18 protein-coding genes and 1 tRNA gene are annotated in these 15807 nt (G+C 68.3%); 8 read left to right on the plus strand and 11 right to left on the minus strand.

Annotation, left to right across the window (positions count from 1 at the left end; genetic code table 11):
* Window positions 1-16: 16 nt before the first annotated feature.
* Together ACYU8W_RS13315 and ACYU8W_RS13320 are read left to right on the plus strand one after the other, a co-directional pair.
* Window positions 17-616, plus strand: coding sequence for a DUF4126 domain-containing protein (locus tag ACYU8W_RS13315; RefSeq protein ID WP_499469793.1), 600 nt, complete (start codon window positions 17-19; stop codon window positions 614-616).
* A gap of 49 nt (window positions 617-665) precedes the next feature.
* Window positions 666-962, plus strand: coding sequence for a hypothetical protein (locus ACYU8W_RS13320; protein ID WP_499469795.1), 297 nt, complete (start codon window positions 666-668; stop codon window positions 960-962).
* A 110-nt stretch (window positions 963-1072) separates the two neighbouring features.
* Here ACYU8W_RS13320 and rsmI read toward each other — a convergent pair whose 3' ends face one another.
* Complete coding sequence (gene rsmI, locus ACYU8W_RS13325; protein WP_499469797.1) at window positions 1073-1903, minus strand: 16S rRNA (cytidine(1402)-2'-O)-methyltransferase; 831 nt, start codon at window positions 1901-1903, stop codon at window positions 1073-1075.
* Window positions 1904-1947: 44 nt separating this feature from the next.
* Between rsmI and ACYU8W_RS13330 the strand changes: the two genes are divergently transcribed.
* Window positions 1948-3582, plus strand: a complete 1635-nt coding sequence (locus ACYU8W_RS13330; protein WP_499469799.1) for a dolichyl-phosphate-mannose--protein mannosyltransferase — start codon at window positions 1948-1950, stop codon at window positions 3580-3582.
* A 20-nt stretch (window positions 3583-3602) separates the two neighbouring features.
* Here ACYU8W_RS13330 and ACYU8W_RS13335 read toward each other — a convergent pair whose 3' ends face one another.
* The 10 genes from ACYU8W_RS13335 to galU form a co-directional block, all read right to left on the minus strand.
* Window positions 3603-5210: a PH domain-containing protein gene (locus tag ACYU8W_RS13335; RefSeq protein WP_499469801.1), complete on the minus strand. Its 1608-nt coding sequence runs from the start codon at window positions 5208-5210 to the stop codon at window positions 3603-3605.
* A 1-nt stretch (window position 5211) separates the two neighbouring features.
* Window positions 5212-5721, minus strand: coding sequence for a PH domain-containing protein (locus ACYU8W_RS13340; protein ID WP_499469803.1), 510 nt, complete (start codon window positions 5719-5721; stop codon window positions 5212-5214).
* A 2-nt stretch (window positions 5722-5723) separates the two neighbouring features.
* Window positions 5724-6254, minus strand: coding sequence for an inorganic diphosphatase (locus ACYU8W_RS13345; protein WP_129625313.1), 531 nt, complete (start codon window positions 6252-6254; stop codon window positions 5724-5726).
* A gap of 253 nt (window positions 6255-6507) precedes the next feature.
* A tRNA-Ala gene (locus ACYU8W_RS13350) sits at window positions 6508-6583 on the minus strand.
* A gap of 186 nt (window positions 6584-6769) precedes the next feature.
* Window positions 6770-7723 carry a SepX/GlpR family protein gene (locus ACYU8W_RS13355; RefSeq protein ID WP_499469805.1) on the minus strand — a complete coding sequence of 318 codons (954 nt, stop codon included), beginning with the start codon at window positions 7721-7723 and terminating at the stop codon, window positions 6770-6772.
* Between the two features lie 40 nt (window positions 7724-7763).
* Window positions 7764-8402 carry a GNAT family N-acetyltransferase gene (locus ACYU8W_RS13360; protein WP_141927631.1) on the minus strand — a complete coding sequence of 213 codons (639 nt, stop codon included), beginning with the start codon at window positions 8400-8402 and terminating at the stop codon, window positions 7764-7766.
* Complete coding sequence (locus ACYU8W_RS13365) at window positions 8395-8877, minus strand: MogA/MoaB family molybdenum cofactor biosynthesis protein (protein ID WP_499469807.1); 483 nt, start codon at window positions 8875-8877, stop codon at window positions 8395-8397. Before ACYU8W_RS13365 ends, ACYU8W_RS13360 begins: the two co-directional genes overlap by 8 nt.
* 4 nt (window positions 8878-8881) lie before the next feature.
* Window positions 8882-9364, minus strand: coding sequence for a cyclic pyranopterin monophosphate synthase MoaC (gene moaC / locus ACYU8W_RS13370; RefSeq protein ID WP_499469808.1), 483 nt, complete (start codon window positions 9362-9364; stop codon window positions 8882-8884).
* A complete protein-coding gene (locus ACYU8W_RS13375; protein ID WP_499469809.1) occupies window positions 9361-10575 on the minus strand; it encodes a molybdopterin molybdotransferase MoeA in 1215 nt (404 codons plus the stop codon). The genes moaC and ACYU8W_RS13375 overlap by 4 nt, the downstream gene beginning before the upstream one ends.
* The gene (gene galU, locus ACYU8W_RS13380; RefSeq protein ID WP_499469811.1) at window positions 10575-11519 is read right to left on the minus strand and encodes a UTP--glucose-1-phosphate uridylyltransferase GalU; all 945 of its coding nucleotides are present in this window, start codon (window positions 11517-11519) and stop codon (window positions 10575-10577) included. Before galU ends, ACYU8W_RS13375 begins: the two co-directional genes overlap by 1 nt.
* A gap of 90 nt (window positions 11520-11609) precedes the next feature.
* Here galU and ACYU8W_RS13385 point away from each other — a divergent pair, with 90 nt between their 5' ends.
* The 5 genes from ACYU8W_RS13385 to ACYU8W_RS13405 all read left to right on the plus strand — a co-directional run bounded on the left by ACYU8W_RS13385 (window position 11610) and on the right by ACYU8W_RS13405 (window position 15727).
* The gene (locus tag ACYU8W_RS13385; RefSeq protein ID WP_499469813.1) at window positions 11610-12188 is read left to right on the plus strand and encodes a 5-formyltetrahydrofolate cyclo-ligase; all 579 of its coding nucleotides are present in this window, start codon (window positions 11610-11612) and stop codon (window positions 12186-12188) included.
* A 21-nt stretch (window positions 12189-12209) separates the two neighbouring features.
* Complete coding sequence (locus tag ACYU8W_RS13390) at window positions 12210-13793, plus strand: potassium/proton antiporter (RefSeq protein WP_499469814.1); 1584 nt, start codon at window positions 12210-12212, stop codon at window positions 13791-13793.
* Between the two features lie 16 nt (window positions 13794-13809).
* Window positions 13810-14139, plus strand: a complete 330-nt coding sequence (locus ACYU8W_RS13395; protein ID WP_239702376.1) for an FmdB family zinc ribbon protein — start codon at window positions 13810-13812, stop codon at window positions 14137-14139.
* Window positions 14140-14234: 95 nt separating this feature from the next.
* Window positions 14235-15083: an S-methyl-5'-thioadenosine phosphorylase gene (locus ACYU8W_RS13400; RefSeq protein ID WP_141927626.1), complete on the plus strand. Its 849-nt coding sequence runs from the start codon at window positions 14235-14237 to the stop codon at window positions 15081-15083.
* Window positions 15080-15727, plus strand: coding sequence for an SAF domain-containing protein (locus ACYU8W_RS13405; protein WP_499469816.1), 648 nt, complete (start codon window positions 15080-15082; stop codon window positions 15725-15727). Before ACYU8W_RS13400 ends, ACYU8W_RS13405 begins: the two co-directional genes overlap by 4 nt.
* Window positions 15728-15807 lie beyond the last annotated feature (80 nt).

The following is a 15807-nucleotide window of genomic DNA, read 5'->3' on the forward strand; positions in this document are numbered from 1 at the left end:
TCCAGGAGGATGCGGAATGTTCGCAGCCTTGACCGGTGCCGGCCTGTCCGCCGCAGCCGGGTTGAACGCCTACGTCCCGTTCTTGCTCGTCGCGATCGTGGCGCGGTTCAGCGACGTGATCACGTTGCCGGCGAGTTTCGAGTGGATCGAGTCGCCGTGGGCGATCGGTGGCGCCACGCTGCTGCTGCTGACCGAGGTGGTGCTCGACAAGATCCCGGCGGTCGACAGTCTCAACGACATCGTCGGCACCGCCGTGCGGCCGACCATCGGTGGTGTGGTCGCGGCGGCCACCTCGTCGGCGGGCACGCTGGACAACTCGACGTTCATGACCGAGAACCCCTGGATCTCCGCGATCGGCGGTGGCCTCATCGCGGCCGTCGTGCACGCCGGCAAGGCGAGTGCCCGCCCGTTGATCAACACCGCGTCCGTCGGTCTGGGCGCCCCGATCGTGTCGACCGCCGAAGACGTCAGTTCCATCGGTCTGTCGTTGATCGCGATCTTCATCCCGGTGCTCGTCGTCGTCGCGCTCGCCGTCCTGGCGTGGGTGATGTGGCGCCTGATCCGTCGGGTGCGGCGGTACGGACGGCGGCGGCGCGACGCCGAAGCACTTGCCTAGCCGGCCGGCCCCGTCCGGGCGTCCGTCGGTTCGACTGCCGCTCGGTCTGATGGCGGCCGGGCTCGTGCTGGTGCTGCTGGCCGGTTACTCGTGGTGGCAGCAGTCCCGGCAACCGACCCTGCGGTCGATGACCGAGGGCACCGTCACCTCGCGCGTGGCCGACGGGGACAACCTCGCTCTCGAGGTCAGGTTCCGGGCCGGTGCATCGACGCACACGGTCGCGGGACGTGTGGACAAGGACGCGTTCGAGTGGCAGGGCTCCAAGGTGTGGGTCTGTTACGTCACCGACGACCCGGACGAGGCCACGATTCGACTGCCCTACGACCCGCTCTGCAACGTCAAGTAGCCGGAAAACGCTGGTCGAGTAGGTACGGGGCCCCGAAGGACGAGTGCCGCGATCGAGACCCCCAAACGCTGGTCGACCAGCGAGAGAGCACTTACTCGACCACCGTGGGTTCAGCGGGCGGCGAGGGCCGCGTCGTAGAGGGCCTTCTTGGACAACCCGGTCTCCTGGGCGATGGCGGCGGCGGCGTCCTTGAGGCGGTCGCCCTCGGCGACGAGTTCGAGCACCTGCGGGACGGCGTCCTCGACCGTCGTCCGGACGGCCGGGGCGCCTTCGACGACGACCGTGATCTCGCCGCGGGCGTGCTCGACCGCCCACTGCGCGAGATCGGCCAGGCCGCCGCGCTTGATCTCCTCGTAGGTCTTGGTGAGTTCGCGACAGACCGCCGCCCGCCGGTCGGCGCCCAGACCGTCGGCGAGCGCCTCCAACATGTCGGCCAACCGGTGGGGCGCTTCGAAGAAGACCATCGTTCGGCGTTCGGCAGCGAGGTCGGAGATCTGTCGCGACCGCTCCCCCGCTTTGCGGGACAGGAACCCCTCGAAGCAGAACCGGTCGACCGGCAGACCTGAGACCGCGAGCGCCATCAGGACGGCGGACGGCCCGGGGACGCAGGTGATCCGCAGGTCGCGCGTGACCGCGTCCGCCACGACGCGGTAACCCGGGTCGGACACCGACGGCATGCCGGCGTCCGTCACCACCACCACGCGTCCGCCGCGGGCAACGGCGTCGACGAGCTCGGTGGAACGGGACGCCTCGTTGTGTTCGTGGTAGCTGATGATCTTCGCCGACGTGGTGATTTCGAGCGCGTCCATCAGCCGACGCAGCCGCCGGGTGTCCTCCGCGGCGACGATGTCGGCCTCCCGCAATTCCTGGGCGAGCCGGGGCGCGGCGTCCCTCGGGTCGCCGATCGGAGTCGCAGCCAGCACCAGCACACCTTCAGCCATGAGTCGCAGCGTAGTTTCCCTCGCCCGGGTATTACGCTCGCCGGGTGTCTTCCCTGACCGCCGAGCGCGAGGCGCTGCGACGACGATTGCTCGGTCGACCCCGCACGGCGCAGGAGAAGCTGTGGGCCTGGCTCGGACCGGCCATTGTCACCGTGATCGGTGGAGTCCTTCGCTTCTGGGAACTCGGACGCCCGCATCAACTGGTCTTCGACGAGACGTACTACGTCAAGCAGGGCTGGTCGATGATGCAGTACGGCTACGAGATGAAGCCGACCCAAGCGGTGCAGGACGGCAAGGCCGCCGACTCGTTGTTCACGATGGGCAACTGGCAGCAGGGTGTCTACGGCACCGAGGCCGACTTCATCGTCCACCCACCACTTGGGAAATGGCTGATCGGCGCCGGCGAGTGGATCTTCGGCATCGACAACAGCATCGGCTGGCGCTTCGCGGTCGCCCTGATGGGCACGCTCGCGATCTACCTGACCGGACGCGCCGCCTGGCACCTGTTCCGTTCTCCGTTGCTGGCGATCATCGCCTCTCTACTCATGGCCTTCGAGGGCCAGGAGTTCGTGATGTCGCGCACCGGGATCCTCGACATCATCGTGATGTTCTGGGCGCTGGCCGCGTTCGTCGCGCTGCTGGCCGATCGTGAACGTACCCGCGGGATCCTCGCCGACAAGGTCGCTCGAATGAAGATCGAGGGCACCTGGACCGAGGACAAGGCCGCGTGGTCGGGGCCGTTCCTCGGGCTGCGTCCGTGGCGCTGGGTCGCGGGCCTGTGCATCGGACTCGACCTGGCCACGAAATGGTCGGGTGGCTTCTTCCTGGTCTTCTTCGGTCTGATGACCGTGTGGTGGGATCTCGGCGCGCGACGCGCGGTCGGCAGCCGCCACTGGATCAGCGGCACGATCTTCAAGGACGCGTTCCCGGCGATGGTCTTCATGATCCCGGTGGCACTCGCGACCTACCTCGCGACCTGGTGGGGCTGGTTCGCGTCGAAGGACGCGTGGGGCCGCAACTGGGCCGCGAACAACCCGGCCGACAAGGACTCCGGACTGTCTGCGGACAGCTCGCTGTTCAGCTGGATGCCTGACTCGATGCGCTCGCTGTGGCACTACCACCAGGAGATGTACACCTCGGCCGCGAGCATCGTCAGCCCGCACAACTGGGAGTCGAACCCCTGGTCGTGGATGATCCAGTCGCGCCCGACGCTCTTCTTCGCCGAGTGGCCGAACCGCGGCGCCGAGGGCTGCGAGGTGGCCAAGTGCGCGAAGGTGATCAACCCGATCGGCACGCCGCTGATCTGGTGGTTGGGCACGATCGCGCTCGTGGTGTTGATCTTCCACTGGGTGCTCAAGCGTGACTGGCGCGCACCGGCGATCCTGGCCGGAATCGCGGCCGCTTGGCTGCCCTGGTTCTCCTATCAGGAGCGGACGATCTTCACGTTCTACTCGGTGGCGTTCGCGCCGTACGTCGTGCTCGCCGTCGTGTTCGTGCTCGGGCTGTTGCTCGGGGCGCCGGACGCGTCCGCGCAGCGCCGTAAGCGGGGCATGATCGCGGTCGGCGCAATCGTCGTCGCCTGCGTGGCGATGTTCGTCTTCTTCTGGCCGATCTACACCGCGCAGGTCATCCCGCACAGCCACTGGCAGGCGCGCATGTGGCTGCCCAGCTGGTCCTGATCCGGTAGTTGCCCCGCCGGTCAGCGGCGCATCGCCCGGTTCACGACGAAGGCGGTGAGTTCATCGGCGCTGTGGTCCGCCAGGTCGGTGACCCGATAGCCCTGACGTCCGGCACCGAGCGCGACCTCCACGGAGGCCAGTCCGGCCCGACGCTGGAACAAGCTGCGCCGGACGGTGACCGCTGCGGTGGCGTCGAGGTCTAGTGCCGCGGTGCTCATCGCGAGCGAGCCGCTGCGGGTCACCAGGTGGTCGTCGACGACGGCGTGGCCGAGCCAGTGTGCGCGGGACCGTCCGAGCAGCATCGAGGCGAGCACGAGCAACACAGCCAGCACGATCGCGGGCACGATGCGGTCGAGGAAGTGACCGCCGACGACCAGACCCACGGCCAGCACCGAGGCCGGGACGATCGAGCGGATGTAACGACGTCGGGTCGCGGCGCTGCCGTGCCGGCGAAGCGGGCCGCCCAGGATGTCACCGCGCAGGACGGTGTTGCCGGTCTGCACGATGCGTTCGTAGGGCGACGACGGCGCGAGCACCGCCCGCTGACCCGCGTCGGCGTCCAGGGAGAAGCCGGTGACGATGGCCGTCAGCCGCGCACCACCGAAGCGGCGCAACAGGATCGGACGCTGCACCTCGACGCCGCGCAACCGCTGAGTCTCCAACGAGGTGGAGCGGGTGGTGAACAAACCACGCTGCAGGTGCAGGGTGCGGCCGTGCACATCGCGACCGAGCGTGAAACCGAAGTTGCTGATCGCAGCGCCCACGACGGCCAGCAGTGAAACGACGGCGAGGAAGAGCAGTCCAGCAACGGCGATGATCGCGAACACACCGAGGTTCTCGGCGCGGGTCCATGCGTCGTTGACGGCGGAATCGTCCGAGGGCCACAAGTTCAGCTGGTCGACCGTCTGGAACAGGACGCCCAGCACCGCACCGGCGGTCGCGAAGCCGGCGAGTCCGAGCGGCGCGTACAGCAGCCACTTGGGTTCGAAGCGGTAGAGCACCTCATCGGCTTCATCCTTCGAAACCCATTGCGGGACAGCACCTTCGGCGTTCTCGTCGGTGTCGCTGTCCGCGCCTTCGTGCTCGAGTGAGTTCGGCGCCGGCGCCTGGCGGCGTTGCAGCAGGTCGGCGCGCAGACGGGCTGCCTCGGACGCAGGAAGGCCGTCGAGCTTGACCGGCTTGTCCCCCGCGCCGGTGCCGATCTCGACCGTCGCCAACCCGACCAGCCGGTGCAGCAGCGGCGCGGTGACGTCGACCGTCCGGACCTTGTCGGTGGCGGCCGCCAGGGTGGACCTCTCGAACAGTCCGGTGCGCAACTGAATGTGCTCGGGCGTGAAGCGGTAGGTGGTGGTGAACCAGCGCAGCACACCGAACAACACGACCAGTACGGCGCCCGCGACCGGCCACAACCAGCCGGTGCCGCCGCCGAGGTTGCGTCCGGCGAACAGTGCACCGACCAGCAGCGGGATGGCCCGGCCGATCTCGCGGAACGGGTGGATCAGCAGCATCCGCGGGTCGAGGCGGCTCCATTCGCCGGCATCGTTCTGCGGCGGCGTAGGTGGCAGGCTCTGGTGGTCCTGTCGCGCCGTATCGTCCAGACCGGCATCGGGCTGCTGATCGTCGCTCATCTCAGGTGCCGTCCCCACCGTCCGCCGCAGCGATGCGGGTGAGGTCGGCTGCGATCCGGTCGGCCTCGGCGCGGTCGAGGCCGACGATCCGCAGTGCCCCCTTGGCGGACGCCGTCGTGACCGTCACGGTGGACAGTTTGAACAGCTGGGCCAGCGGCCCGCGTTCGGTGTCGACGGTCTGGATGCGCGGGATCGGGGCGATCCGGCGCTCCTGGTTCAGCCAGCCGTGCTGGGTGTAGACGGCCTGGTCGGTGACCTCGTACCGGTGCACCCGGTAACGCCATTGCGGCTGAACGATCATGCTGACGATCGCCTCGACGATCGCCAGGACGAGCAGTGTGGTGTCCCACGGACTCGGGATCCAGTCCTTGGTCCAGACCCAGATGAGAATGCCGACCACGACGACCGAGGAGATCGCCTCCGAGCACAGCCACATCCATTTCGCGCGCGGCGAAACGCGGTGAGCGGGCTCCCGCCCGAGCAGTGCGGCCGCCCCCTCGACCTGTGACACGACTACTTGGTGTTCCAGCGCTCGATGCACTCGTGGATGACCTCGATGGCCTCCGCAGCATCACCCCAGTGGTCGACCTTCGTCGAACCGGGCTTCTTCAGCGCCTTGTAGTTGTTGAAGTGGAACTCGATCTGCTTGATCAGCTGCGGGTTCACGTCGTCGAGGCTGGTGATGCCGTCGCCGGTGTTGCGGTCATCGGACGGGACCACGACGACCTTGTCGTCGACCTCACCGTCGTCGATGAACTTCATGATGCCGACGACACGGCCCTCCATGACCAGCCCGGTCGGCAGCGGTTCCTCGGTCAGCACCAGCACGTCGAGTTCGTCGCCGTCCTCGTCCAGTGTCTGCGGTATGAATCCGTAGCTGGTGGGTTTGGTGAACACCTGCGGCTCGACGCGGTCGAGCTTCATCACCTTGTTCTCGCGGTCCCATTCGATCTTCAGGGTGCTGCCCTTGCCGATCTCGATGACGACGTTGATGAGGCCACCGTCGACGTCTCCCGGGCCGAATGCCTCATTGAAGTCCACCACTGTTCGATCTGCTCCTGGAATCGCGCGGAATCGTGCCCAATTGTGCGTTGGGAGCCTATCAACCGGCTGATCCGGCGTTTCGACTTGCCATCCTGATCGCGACTGGCGGTCCGGGTGACATCTGGCAGCGCCGGCCGCACCAGTTGAGATCTGGATGTCCGGACGAGGTCTGGTCCGCCAGATGACGGTCTCCCCTGTGCCGGAGAAAGCGAGAGGGAGCTCAGACACTGTGTGCCTGAGCTCCCTGTCAATGTGGTGGAGCTAAGGGGATTCGAACCCCTGACCTTCTCATTGCGAACGAGACGCGCTACCAACTGCGCCATAGCCCCAGAGCGAGGAAACGATAACACCAGCCGCCGCGGGCTCACCAATCGGAGCGGGGCTCGCTCGTAGGCTTCAGCGCATGCACTTCGCACCCGAGCCGGCACACAGCGCGACGGTCGCGCGTTACGCCGGAGTACCGCTTCGTACCGGGGCGTAAGGCGCGACCGTCGCGCTTTGCGGTGCTGTGGAGATCAGCCGGCGCGGTAGACCGCGGGCAGTTCCTCGAGTTCCTCGTCCAGGGCCAGGCCGTCGAACGGAAGGTCCTCGACCGGGGTGTCGGCAACAGTGGCGGCCGGTGCGACCTGAGTCTGCGGCGCCCGCTCCTTCATCGCGTACGTCGGACGCGGGACGGAGGTGGGCTGCCAGCCCTCGGCGTCGAAGATCTGCTCGGCAACCGCGGTTTGCACAACAGGCGCTTCCTGCGGCTGCTCCTCGAACCCGAACGGCGCCGGGCTCGGGGTGGTCTCGATGACGATGCGCGATTCCTCGACTGCGACGGGCTCGTTCATCGTGTCGGCCGTCGGCTCGGCCGGTGCCGCAAACGACTCGGTGCGGACAGTACGACGCGGCGCGCGGGTGGGGCGGGCCTGCTCGCGAGCCCGACGCTCGGCGATCGCGGTGTTGCGCAGCCACAGCACGACACCGGCGGTGATCATCACTCCGGCGAGCGGAGCCAACCAGGAGACGACTCCGAAGGGAGCGAGCACGAGCATCAGTGCGGTGAACCCGAGCGCGGTCAGCAGCGAGATGCCGCGAACCTGACGTCCGTCGAGACCGCGCACCTTGGCGAGTGCCTGCTTGCCACCGGTGGTGATGCCCTCGAACCGGTCACGCCGCGAATCGTGCTGCGGCACATGCTTTTCGTCGTTCATCTTGTCTCCCACGGTGGGTTGTCCGGCGCGCAAGGAGGTGCGGGCTGCCTTGACGCTGACCTGCGGTGCCTGCTCGGCGGCGGAACGCCGGCGCACCATCGGTGCGATCCCCTGCGGCAGCGGGTCGCGCTTGGCGAGCACCCGCATCGCTTCGGAGAACCGGTCGACCGAACGAGCGGTCGCCATCGCTTCCCGTCGGCGGATCCAATGCTGCAGCAGATAGGCAGCCCAGATCGCGACGACGAGGAGGATGAGCAAGCTTGTGGTCGGCACGAACCCGACGGTAGTTGTGCGAACCGCAGCAGCAGCGGACCTACTCGGTGTGTCGCGGAAGTGACTGCCGTGAAAGCCGATTGAGACGGTCGACGACGCTCTCGCCGTCCAAATCCTCGGTCGTCAGCGCGAAGGTGCGGTGGTCGCGCCACTTCCCGTCGATGTGCAGGTACCGCTCTCGCAGACCCTCGTCCCGCAGGCCCAGCTTCTGGACCACGCGCAGGCTGCGTGGGTTGTCCGGACGGATGTTGACCTCGACCCGGTGCAACCCTTCGCGCTCGAAACCGTGGTCCATCGTCATCGCCAGCGCGAACGGCATGATCCCCTGTCCGGCAAGGGATTCGGCAATCCAGTAACCGGCGGAGCCGGACAGCAGCGCACCTCGGGAGATGCCGAACAGGTGCACCTGACCGGCCATCGCACCGTCGACCTCGAGTACGAACGGGAGCAGGCGCCCGGCCTTCGCCTCGCGATCCTGCTGGCGCACCATCTGCGCGAACGACATCCCCGTGGGCAGCGGCACCGGCGGAGAGGAGTCCCAGGGACGGTTCCAGTCGGAATTGTCACGCCGCAACTGCAGGTATTCGTTGCGATCAGCCCGAGTTCGCAACGGTCGCAGCTTGATTCGCCGACCGAGGTGTACTGCTTCGACCGCAACCGGCCACGGGCGGTCACTCACGCCGATGGTCTCCGCCGGCGATCTGATCGAGGGCGTGTTCGACCACCGGATGCAATACGTCGATCGCGTCGCGCACTCCCCCGGTCGAACCGGGCAGGTTGACCACCAGCGTCCGTCCGGCGACGCCGGCGAGACCTCTCGACAAGATCGCGCCGGCCACTCCGTTGGCAACACCGGCTGCTCGCAGCGCCTCGGGAATGCCCGGCACCTGCCGGTCGAGCAACGGCGAGGTCTGTTCGGGGGTGCTGTCGGTGGGGCTGAGTCCGGTGCCACCGGTGGTCAGAACCAGGTCGGCGCCCGAAGAAATAGCGGCGCGGAGGGCTTCACCCACCGCCGGACCGTCAGCAACGACCACGGGTTCGTCCACGTGAAAACCCCACTGCCGCAACGCTTGCGCCGCAATCGGACCGGACCGGTCGTCGTAGACACCGGCCGCAGCGCGGGTCGAGGCCGTGATGACCACCGCCGTTCGCACGGCGTTACGCCTCGGTCCAGTCACCCGAGCGCCCACCGGACTTGGCGGTGACCCGGACGTCGGTGATCCGCGCATGCTTGTCGACCGCCTTGACCATGTCGACCAGCGCGAGCGCCGCGACGGTGACGCAGGTGAGCGCCTCCATCTCGATGCCGGTGCGGTCGGCAGTGCGGACGGTCGCCTCGATCTCGACCCGGTCGTCCTCGACTCGCAAGTCGACTGCGACCGCGTGGATCGCCACCGGGTGGGCGAGCGGGACGAGCTCGGGGGTCCGTTTGGCGGCCTGGATGCCGGCGATGCGGGCGACCGCGAGCGCGTCCCCCTTCGGCACGTTGTCCGAGCGCAGCGCGTCGATGACGGCGTCCGACAGTAACACCGACCCGCGCGCTTTCGCCTCGCGAGCAGTGATCTGCTTGGCGCTGACGTCGACCATGTGCGCCGAACCGTCCGATCGCACATGGGTCAGACCAGAACCTTTGTCGGTCATGCGAATTCCCCTTCCAGCGAGACGACGCGCACCTCGTCGCCTGCGGTGACTTCGTCCACGGAGGCGTCGATCCAGGCGAGTGCATCGGCGTGGGCGAGACCACCCATCAGGTGTGATCCCGGGCCGCCGCTGGGTGCGACGCCGAGTCCGTGGTCGTTCTGCGACAGGCGAACCCGCGCGATCTGCGCCCGGCCGGGCGAGGTACGCCATCCCTTGGTGACCCGTGCGGACAGCCAGGCGATGTCGGTTGTCCTCCCGGCCATGGTGCGCAGCGCGGGCGCGACGAACATCACGAACGACACCAGGGACGACACCGGGTTACCGGGCAACGCGAACAGCGGCATCCGGTCACCGATGATTCCGAAACCCTGCGGCTTGCCGGGTTGCATCGCGACCTTGCTGAACGTGATCTCGCTGCCGCCCTCGAACGCCGCCTTGAGCGGCTCGAACGCTCCCGCGCTCACCCCGCCCGTGGTGATGATCGCGTCTGCGCCGGCGTCGGACGCCTGCTCCACGGCGGCCAGGACGGCCTCGGCGGTGTCGCCACTGCGTCCGATGTGTACGACCTCGAAGCCGGCCTGACGCGCAAGTGCGGCAAGCATGGGCGCGTTGGTGTCGATGATCTGCCCGTAAGCCAGTTCGTCTCCGACAGAACGCAATTCATCGCCGGTGCTGATGACCGCCACCTTCGGGCGCGGAACGACCCGCACCGTCGCCGAGCCGGCTGCGACCAGGACCGGCACGTGCCTGGCCGCGATCCGGGTGCCGGCAGCGAGCACCTCGTCACCCGCAGACACGTCCTCACCGGCCCGCCGGATCGACACACCCGGCTCGGCCGCCCGCTCGAAACGAACCTCGTCCGTACCGCCGTCGGTCAACTCGACCTGGACGACGGTGTCGGCGCCGTCCGGCACCGGCGCGCCCGTCATGATCTGCCACGCCGTACCCGGCTCGAGGCGGTTGCGGCGGGTGTCACCGGCCGGTACGACGCCGGCGACCGGCAGCACGGTGCCCGCGTCGGGGACGTCCTGCGCGCGCACGGCGTAACCGTCCATCGCGGAGTTGTCGAAGCCCGGAAGCGAGGCTCGGGCGATCACCGGTTCGGCGAGCACCAGACCGAGACAGTCGGTCACCGCCGCGTCGACCGCCGGCAGGGCCGCGACGGCCCCGGTGAGGCGTGCGGAGTAGTCGGACGGCGCAAGCAGTTCCATCAGTGCTTCAACTGCTGGCCCTCGGCCGCTCCCGAGCCCTCGTCGGTCTTGACCCACTCGCCGAGCCACGAACGGAAATCGTCGCCGATCTCGCGGTGGCGAACCGCCAGCCGGACGACCGCCTTCAGGTAGTCCAGACGGTCTCCGGTGTCATAGCGGTTGCCGCGGAAGACGACGCCGAGCACACCGCCGCCGTCGTTCCTGCTCTGGGCCTCGGCGAGCAGTGCGTCGGTCAACTGGATCTCACCGCCGCGTCCGGGCGCGGTCTGCTCCAGCACCGCGAAGATCGAGGGGTCGAGCACGTACCGCCCGATGACCGCGAGATTCGACGGGGCGTCCTCGGCTTTGGGCTTCTCCACCATCGAGGTGACCCGCACGACGTCTGTCTCTCCGTCGATCGACTCGACGGCGGCGCAGCCGTACATGTGGATCTGGTCGGCCGGCACCTCCATCAACGCCACGACGGAGCCACCATGACGACCGCGCGCGGCGATCATGTCCTCGAGCAGGTGCTCGGTCTCGTCGATCAGGTCGTCACCGAGCAGGACGGCGAACGGTGCGTCACCGACGTGCGCCTTTGCCTGCAGCACCGCGTGGCCGAGCCCGAGCGGTTCGCCCTGACGGACGAAATGGACATTGCCCAGATCGGCCGACTTGCGCACCCGGCGCAGCTTCTCGTCGTCCAGCTTGCGCTCCAGCGCCGCCTCGAGTTCCCAGTGGCGGTCGAAGTGGTCCTCGAGCGAGGCCTTGTTGCGCCCGGTGATCATCAGGACGTCGTCGATGCCGGCGCGTGCGGCTTCCTCGACCACGTACTGGATGGCCGGCTTGTCGACGACCGGCAGCATCTCCTTCGGGATCGCCTTGCTGGCGGGCAGGAACCGGGTGCCGAGACCGGCGGCCGGGATGACGGCCTTCAGGACCGGGTCGTTGCGGGACGCACTCATGGGCGCAAGGCTAATGGAGCAGCGCCGCGCGGCGGGTCAGGCGCCCGAGGCGTCCGTGCACACGACGCTCGCCGGGTTCAGACTGGACCCATGAGCGTGCTCATTCTGCCCGAGGACAAGCCCGCCGCGCGGGCACAGGTGCGCGCCGCCCGCCGTGCGCGTCGCGCCGACCCGGCGACAGACCGGGCCGCCCTCGCTGCGGCCTACCGGGACGGCCTGCTGCAGCACCTCGCCGGGTTCGAACCCGGCACCATCACTGCGTACGAGTCGTGGGCCACCGAACCGCCCACCGAGGTCCTCATCTCCGCGTTGCAGGACGCGGGTTGGCGGGTGATCGTGCCGGACACGCTCGCCGACCTGCGCCTGTCCTGGCACGACGTCACGCGACCGGACGTCGACCTCGGCATCGGCGGGGTCGAAGCGGCCGACGTCGCGCTCATCCCCGGCCTGGCGATCGACCTGGACGGCTACCGCCTGGGCCAGGGCGGCGGTTGTTACGACCGCACCCTCGGACTGCTGCGCCCCGGAGTACCGGTGATCGCGATGATCTTCCCGGATGAACTCGTCGCATCCGTCCCGAGAGAAACACATGACGCCCGGGCCGACGGCGTCCTGACGTCCGAGGGTGTTCGCATGCGCGACAGGGGTACTGGAAGAATCGCCCCGTAGCCGACGGCGGGAGGGGGCGAAGTGCACCTTTCGGGCTTCGCCACGCTGGCGGCCGTGCCGAAGTCGGGCGCGTACGACCTCGACGACCTGGCCCGCTCACTGCTCATCGGCAGCGCCGTCCTGCTGATCGCGGTCGCCGCGGTGCGGCTGGCCAACCGGTCCGGGCTGCCCACGCTGCTGCTGTATCTCGCGATGGGGCTCATGCTCGGCAGCTCCGGCTTCGGCCTGGAGTTCTCCGACCCGCTGATGACCGAGGTACTCGGCTACGCCGCCCTCGTGCTGATCCTCGCCGAAGGTGGGCTGACCACCGAGTGGAGCAGCATCAGACGCAGCGTCTTACCAGCCATGCTGTTGTCCACGATCGGTGTGTTGATCTCTGTCGGTGTGGTCGGCGTCGCCGTGCACTTCCTTCTCGGACTGCGTTGGGAGACAGCGCTGTTGCTCGGCGCGATCGTGTCCTCCACGGACGCTGCCGCGGTGTTCTCGGTGTTGCGCAAGGTGCCGCTGCCCGACCGACTGAAGGGCCTGTTGGAGGCCGAGTCCGGCTTCAACGACGCCCCCGTCGTGCTGCTCGTCTCCGCCTTGGCCACTGTCGGCGCTGATGATCGAGCCAACCCGAACTGGGGACTGGTCGGCTTCGCGGCAATCGCGGAACTGGCCATCGGCTCGGCCATCGGTCTCGCGCTCGGGTTCGTGCTCGGCAAACTGATGAAGCGCTCGGCCCCCGGGTCGTCCGGCTTGTTCTCCATCGGCGTCGTCGCGGCGTGCGTGCTCGCATTCGCACTCGCCGACGTCATCCACGCGAGCGGTTTCATCGCCGTCTACCTGTGCGCACTCGTGCTCGGCAATCAGGGACTGCCGCACCGGCAAGCGGTCCGCGGCTTCGCGCAGGCGCTCGGCTGGCTCGCGCAGATCGGGCTGTTCGTGCTGCTCGGGCTGCTGGCCGACCCGCGCCGCCTGGACGAACAGATCTGGCCTTCGATCGTCGTCGGTCTCGTGCTGTTGCTCGTGGCCCGGCCGCTGTCGGTGTTCGGGTCGATGCCGGGGTTCGGAATCTCGTTGCGGGAGAAGCTCTTCCTGTCCTGGGCAGGTCTGCGCGGAGCCGTCCCGGTCGTGCTCGCGACGGTGCCGCTGACGCTCGGCAGCCGCGGCACGGAGTGGATCTTCGACCTGGTGTTCATGCTCGTCGTGATCTTCACGATCGTGCAGGCGCCGACCTTGCCCTGGGTCGCCCGCAAGCTCGGCATCGTCGACGAATCGCACGTCGTCGACGTCGAACTCGAGGCCACTCCCCTGGACGAACTGAACGCCGAGGTGGTGCAGGTGCGCATCGGTGAGCACTCGCTGCTGCACGGGGTCGAGGTGCACGAGCTGCGTCTGCCCAAGGGCGCGAACGTGACGCTGGTCAAGCGTGGTGACGATTCGTTCGTGCCGAGCAGGCGTTCGGTGCTGCACCGTGGCGACCAGTTGCTGGTCGTCACGCCGAGCACGTCTCGGACGTCCGTCGTCAAGCGGATCCGCGCGGTGAGTGATCGCGGACGTCTGGCCGGATGGCGTCGGGACGAGGCAGATCGGACGGTGGCGCAGGACGTCCGGCGTCGCTGACCTAGAATTCTGCGACGTGCCCACCTATTCGTACGGCTGCAAGAACTGCGGTCATCAGTTCGACATCGTCCAGTCCTTCAGTGACAACGCCCTGACCGACTGCCCGGAGTGCGGTGGTCAGCTGCGCAAGGTGTTCAACTCGGTCGGAGTCGTCTTCAAGGGATCCGGTTTCTACCGCACCGACAGCCGAAGCAACTCCTCGTCCTCCTCGTCGTCGACGACTCCTGCGGCGAAGGACAAGAAGGGCGACACCTCCTCGTCTTCGTCCTCGTCCTCGTCCTCGGACACCGGTTCCAGCACGCCGGCCCCGAGCGCCCCGAGCACTCCTGCGCCGAAGTCCGACTGACCCGATTCTCCACAGCCCCGCTGCGGGTCGTCTGCGATCCACAGTCTGACCTCGCGGACCCGCTGGGCGTGGGCGCCGCCCGTTAACCTCGCGGCATGACTTCCCAGAGCACCGCCGGCGCCGAGTCCGCACCCACAGCCGAGATCGGTGTCATCGGCGGATCCGGGTTCTACACCTTCCTGGACGACGCCCGCCGGGTCGCGGTCGACACCCCGTTCGGTCCGCCGAGTGACGACGTCGTCATCGGCTCGGTCGGCGGACGGTCGGTGGCCTTCCTGGCACGGCACGGTCAGGGGCACCGTTTCCCGCCGCACCGGGTCAACTATCGCGCCAACCTGTGGGCCCTGCGCTGCGTCGGCGTGCGCCAGGTCCTCGCCCCGTGCGCCGTCGGTGCATTGAAACCAGAGTTCGGCCCCGGCACCGTCGTGGTGCCCGATCAGGTCGTCGACCGCACCTGGGGTCGCGAACACACCGTGTACGACGAACCGGGGGCCGTCGTACACGTCGGGTTCGCCGATCCGTACTGCCCCACCGGGCGAGCCTCGGTGCTGGACGCCGCACGCGACGACGCCGACCTACCATCGGTCGACGGCGGCACGTTGGTGGTGATCAACGGGCCGCGCTTCTCCAGCCGCGCCGAGTCGCAATGGCACCAAGCAGCCGGGTGGTCGGTCGTCGGCATGACCGGGATGCCCGAAGCGTCGATCGCCCGCGAACTCGCGATGTGTTTCACCAGCGTCTGCCTGGTCACCGACGCCGACGCGGGGGTGGAGGGCCAGCCGGGTGTCACCCACGAAGAAGTACTGGCGGTGTTCGCGACGAAGGTTGAGCACTTGAAAGATCTGGTGCGACGCACCATCGCGCAGCTTCCGCCCGTCGACGACTCGAACTGTGAATGCAGGAATGCGCTCGACGGAATCACTCTTCCTTTCGAGTTGCCGTGAGTCGGTTCGGATCGGCACGCACCGGCAGCCGCGCACAGAGGTGGCGCCGGACCCGCCTGCGACGCACCGGTGCGTTGGTGCTCGCGGTGCTGGCGCTGTGGACGACGTGGGCGGCGTTGCGGCCGAGCGCGGCTGCGACCGTCGCGGTCACCGTCGCGGCACGTCCCATCGCCGCCGGGACGACGCTCGGCTCAGCCGACCTGAAGATCGTGCAGTGGCCCGCCGGCGTCGTCGTCCCCGGTCTGCTGCGGCCTGCCCAGGCGGCCGGACAGGTGACCACGGGCGCTCTCGCTGCGGGCGAACCGGTCACGGCGACCCGACTGGCCCACAGCGCCTGGAAGGCGCTGCGTCCGGGCGAACAGGCCTTCACGATCCCGCTCGCCGACCCACAGTTGGCGGCATTGCTCAGAGCCGGCGACCGTGTCGATCTCTACGACCCGGCCACCCGACGACTGGTGGTGAGCTCGGCGCGAGTGGTGATGTCCACCACCCCAAAGGTCGGGCCTCACGACGTGACTGCACCCGGAGAGCCCACGCTGGTCATCGCGGTGGAGCAGCGGAATTCCGCGCAACTGGCGGGCGCATTGGCCTCTGCGACGACCCTCGGGACGGGCTTGATCGCGGCCGCATCGTCACGGGCCTGACACAACAAACGTCGCCATGTGGGCGTTTCGGATTTTTCCACTCCGGGTTGCTCCGCTACTGTGGCGGCGCTTCCTGCAGA

The sequence above is a fragment of the Yimella radicis genome (assembly GCF_054778255.1).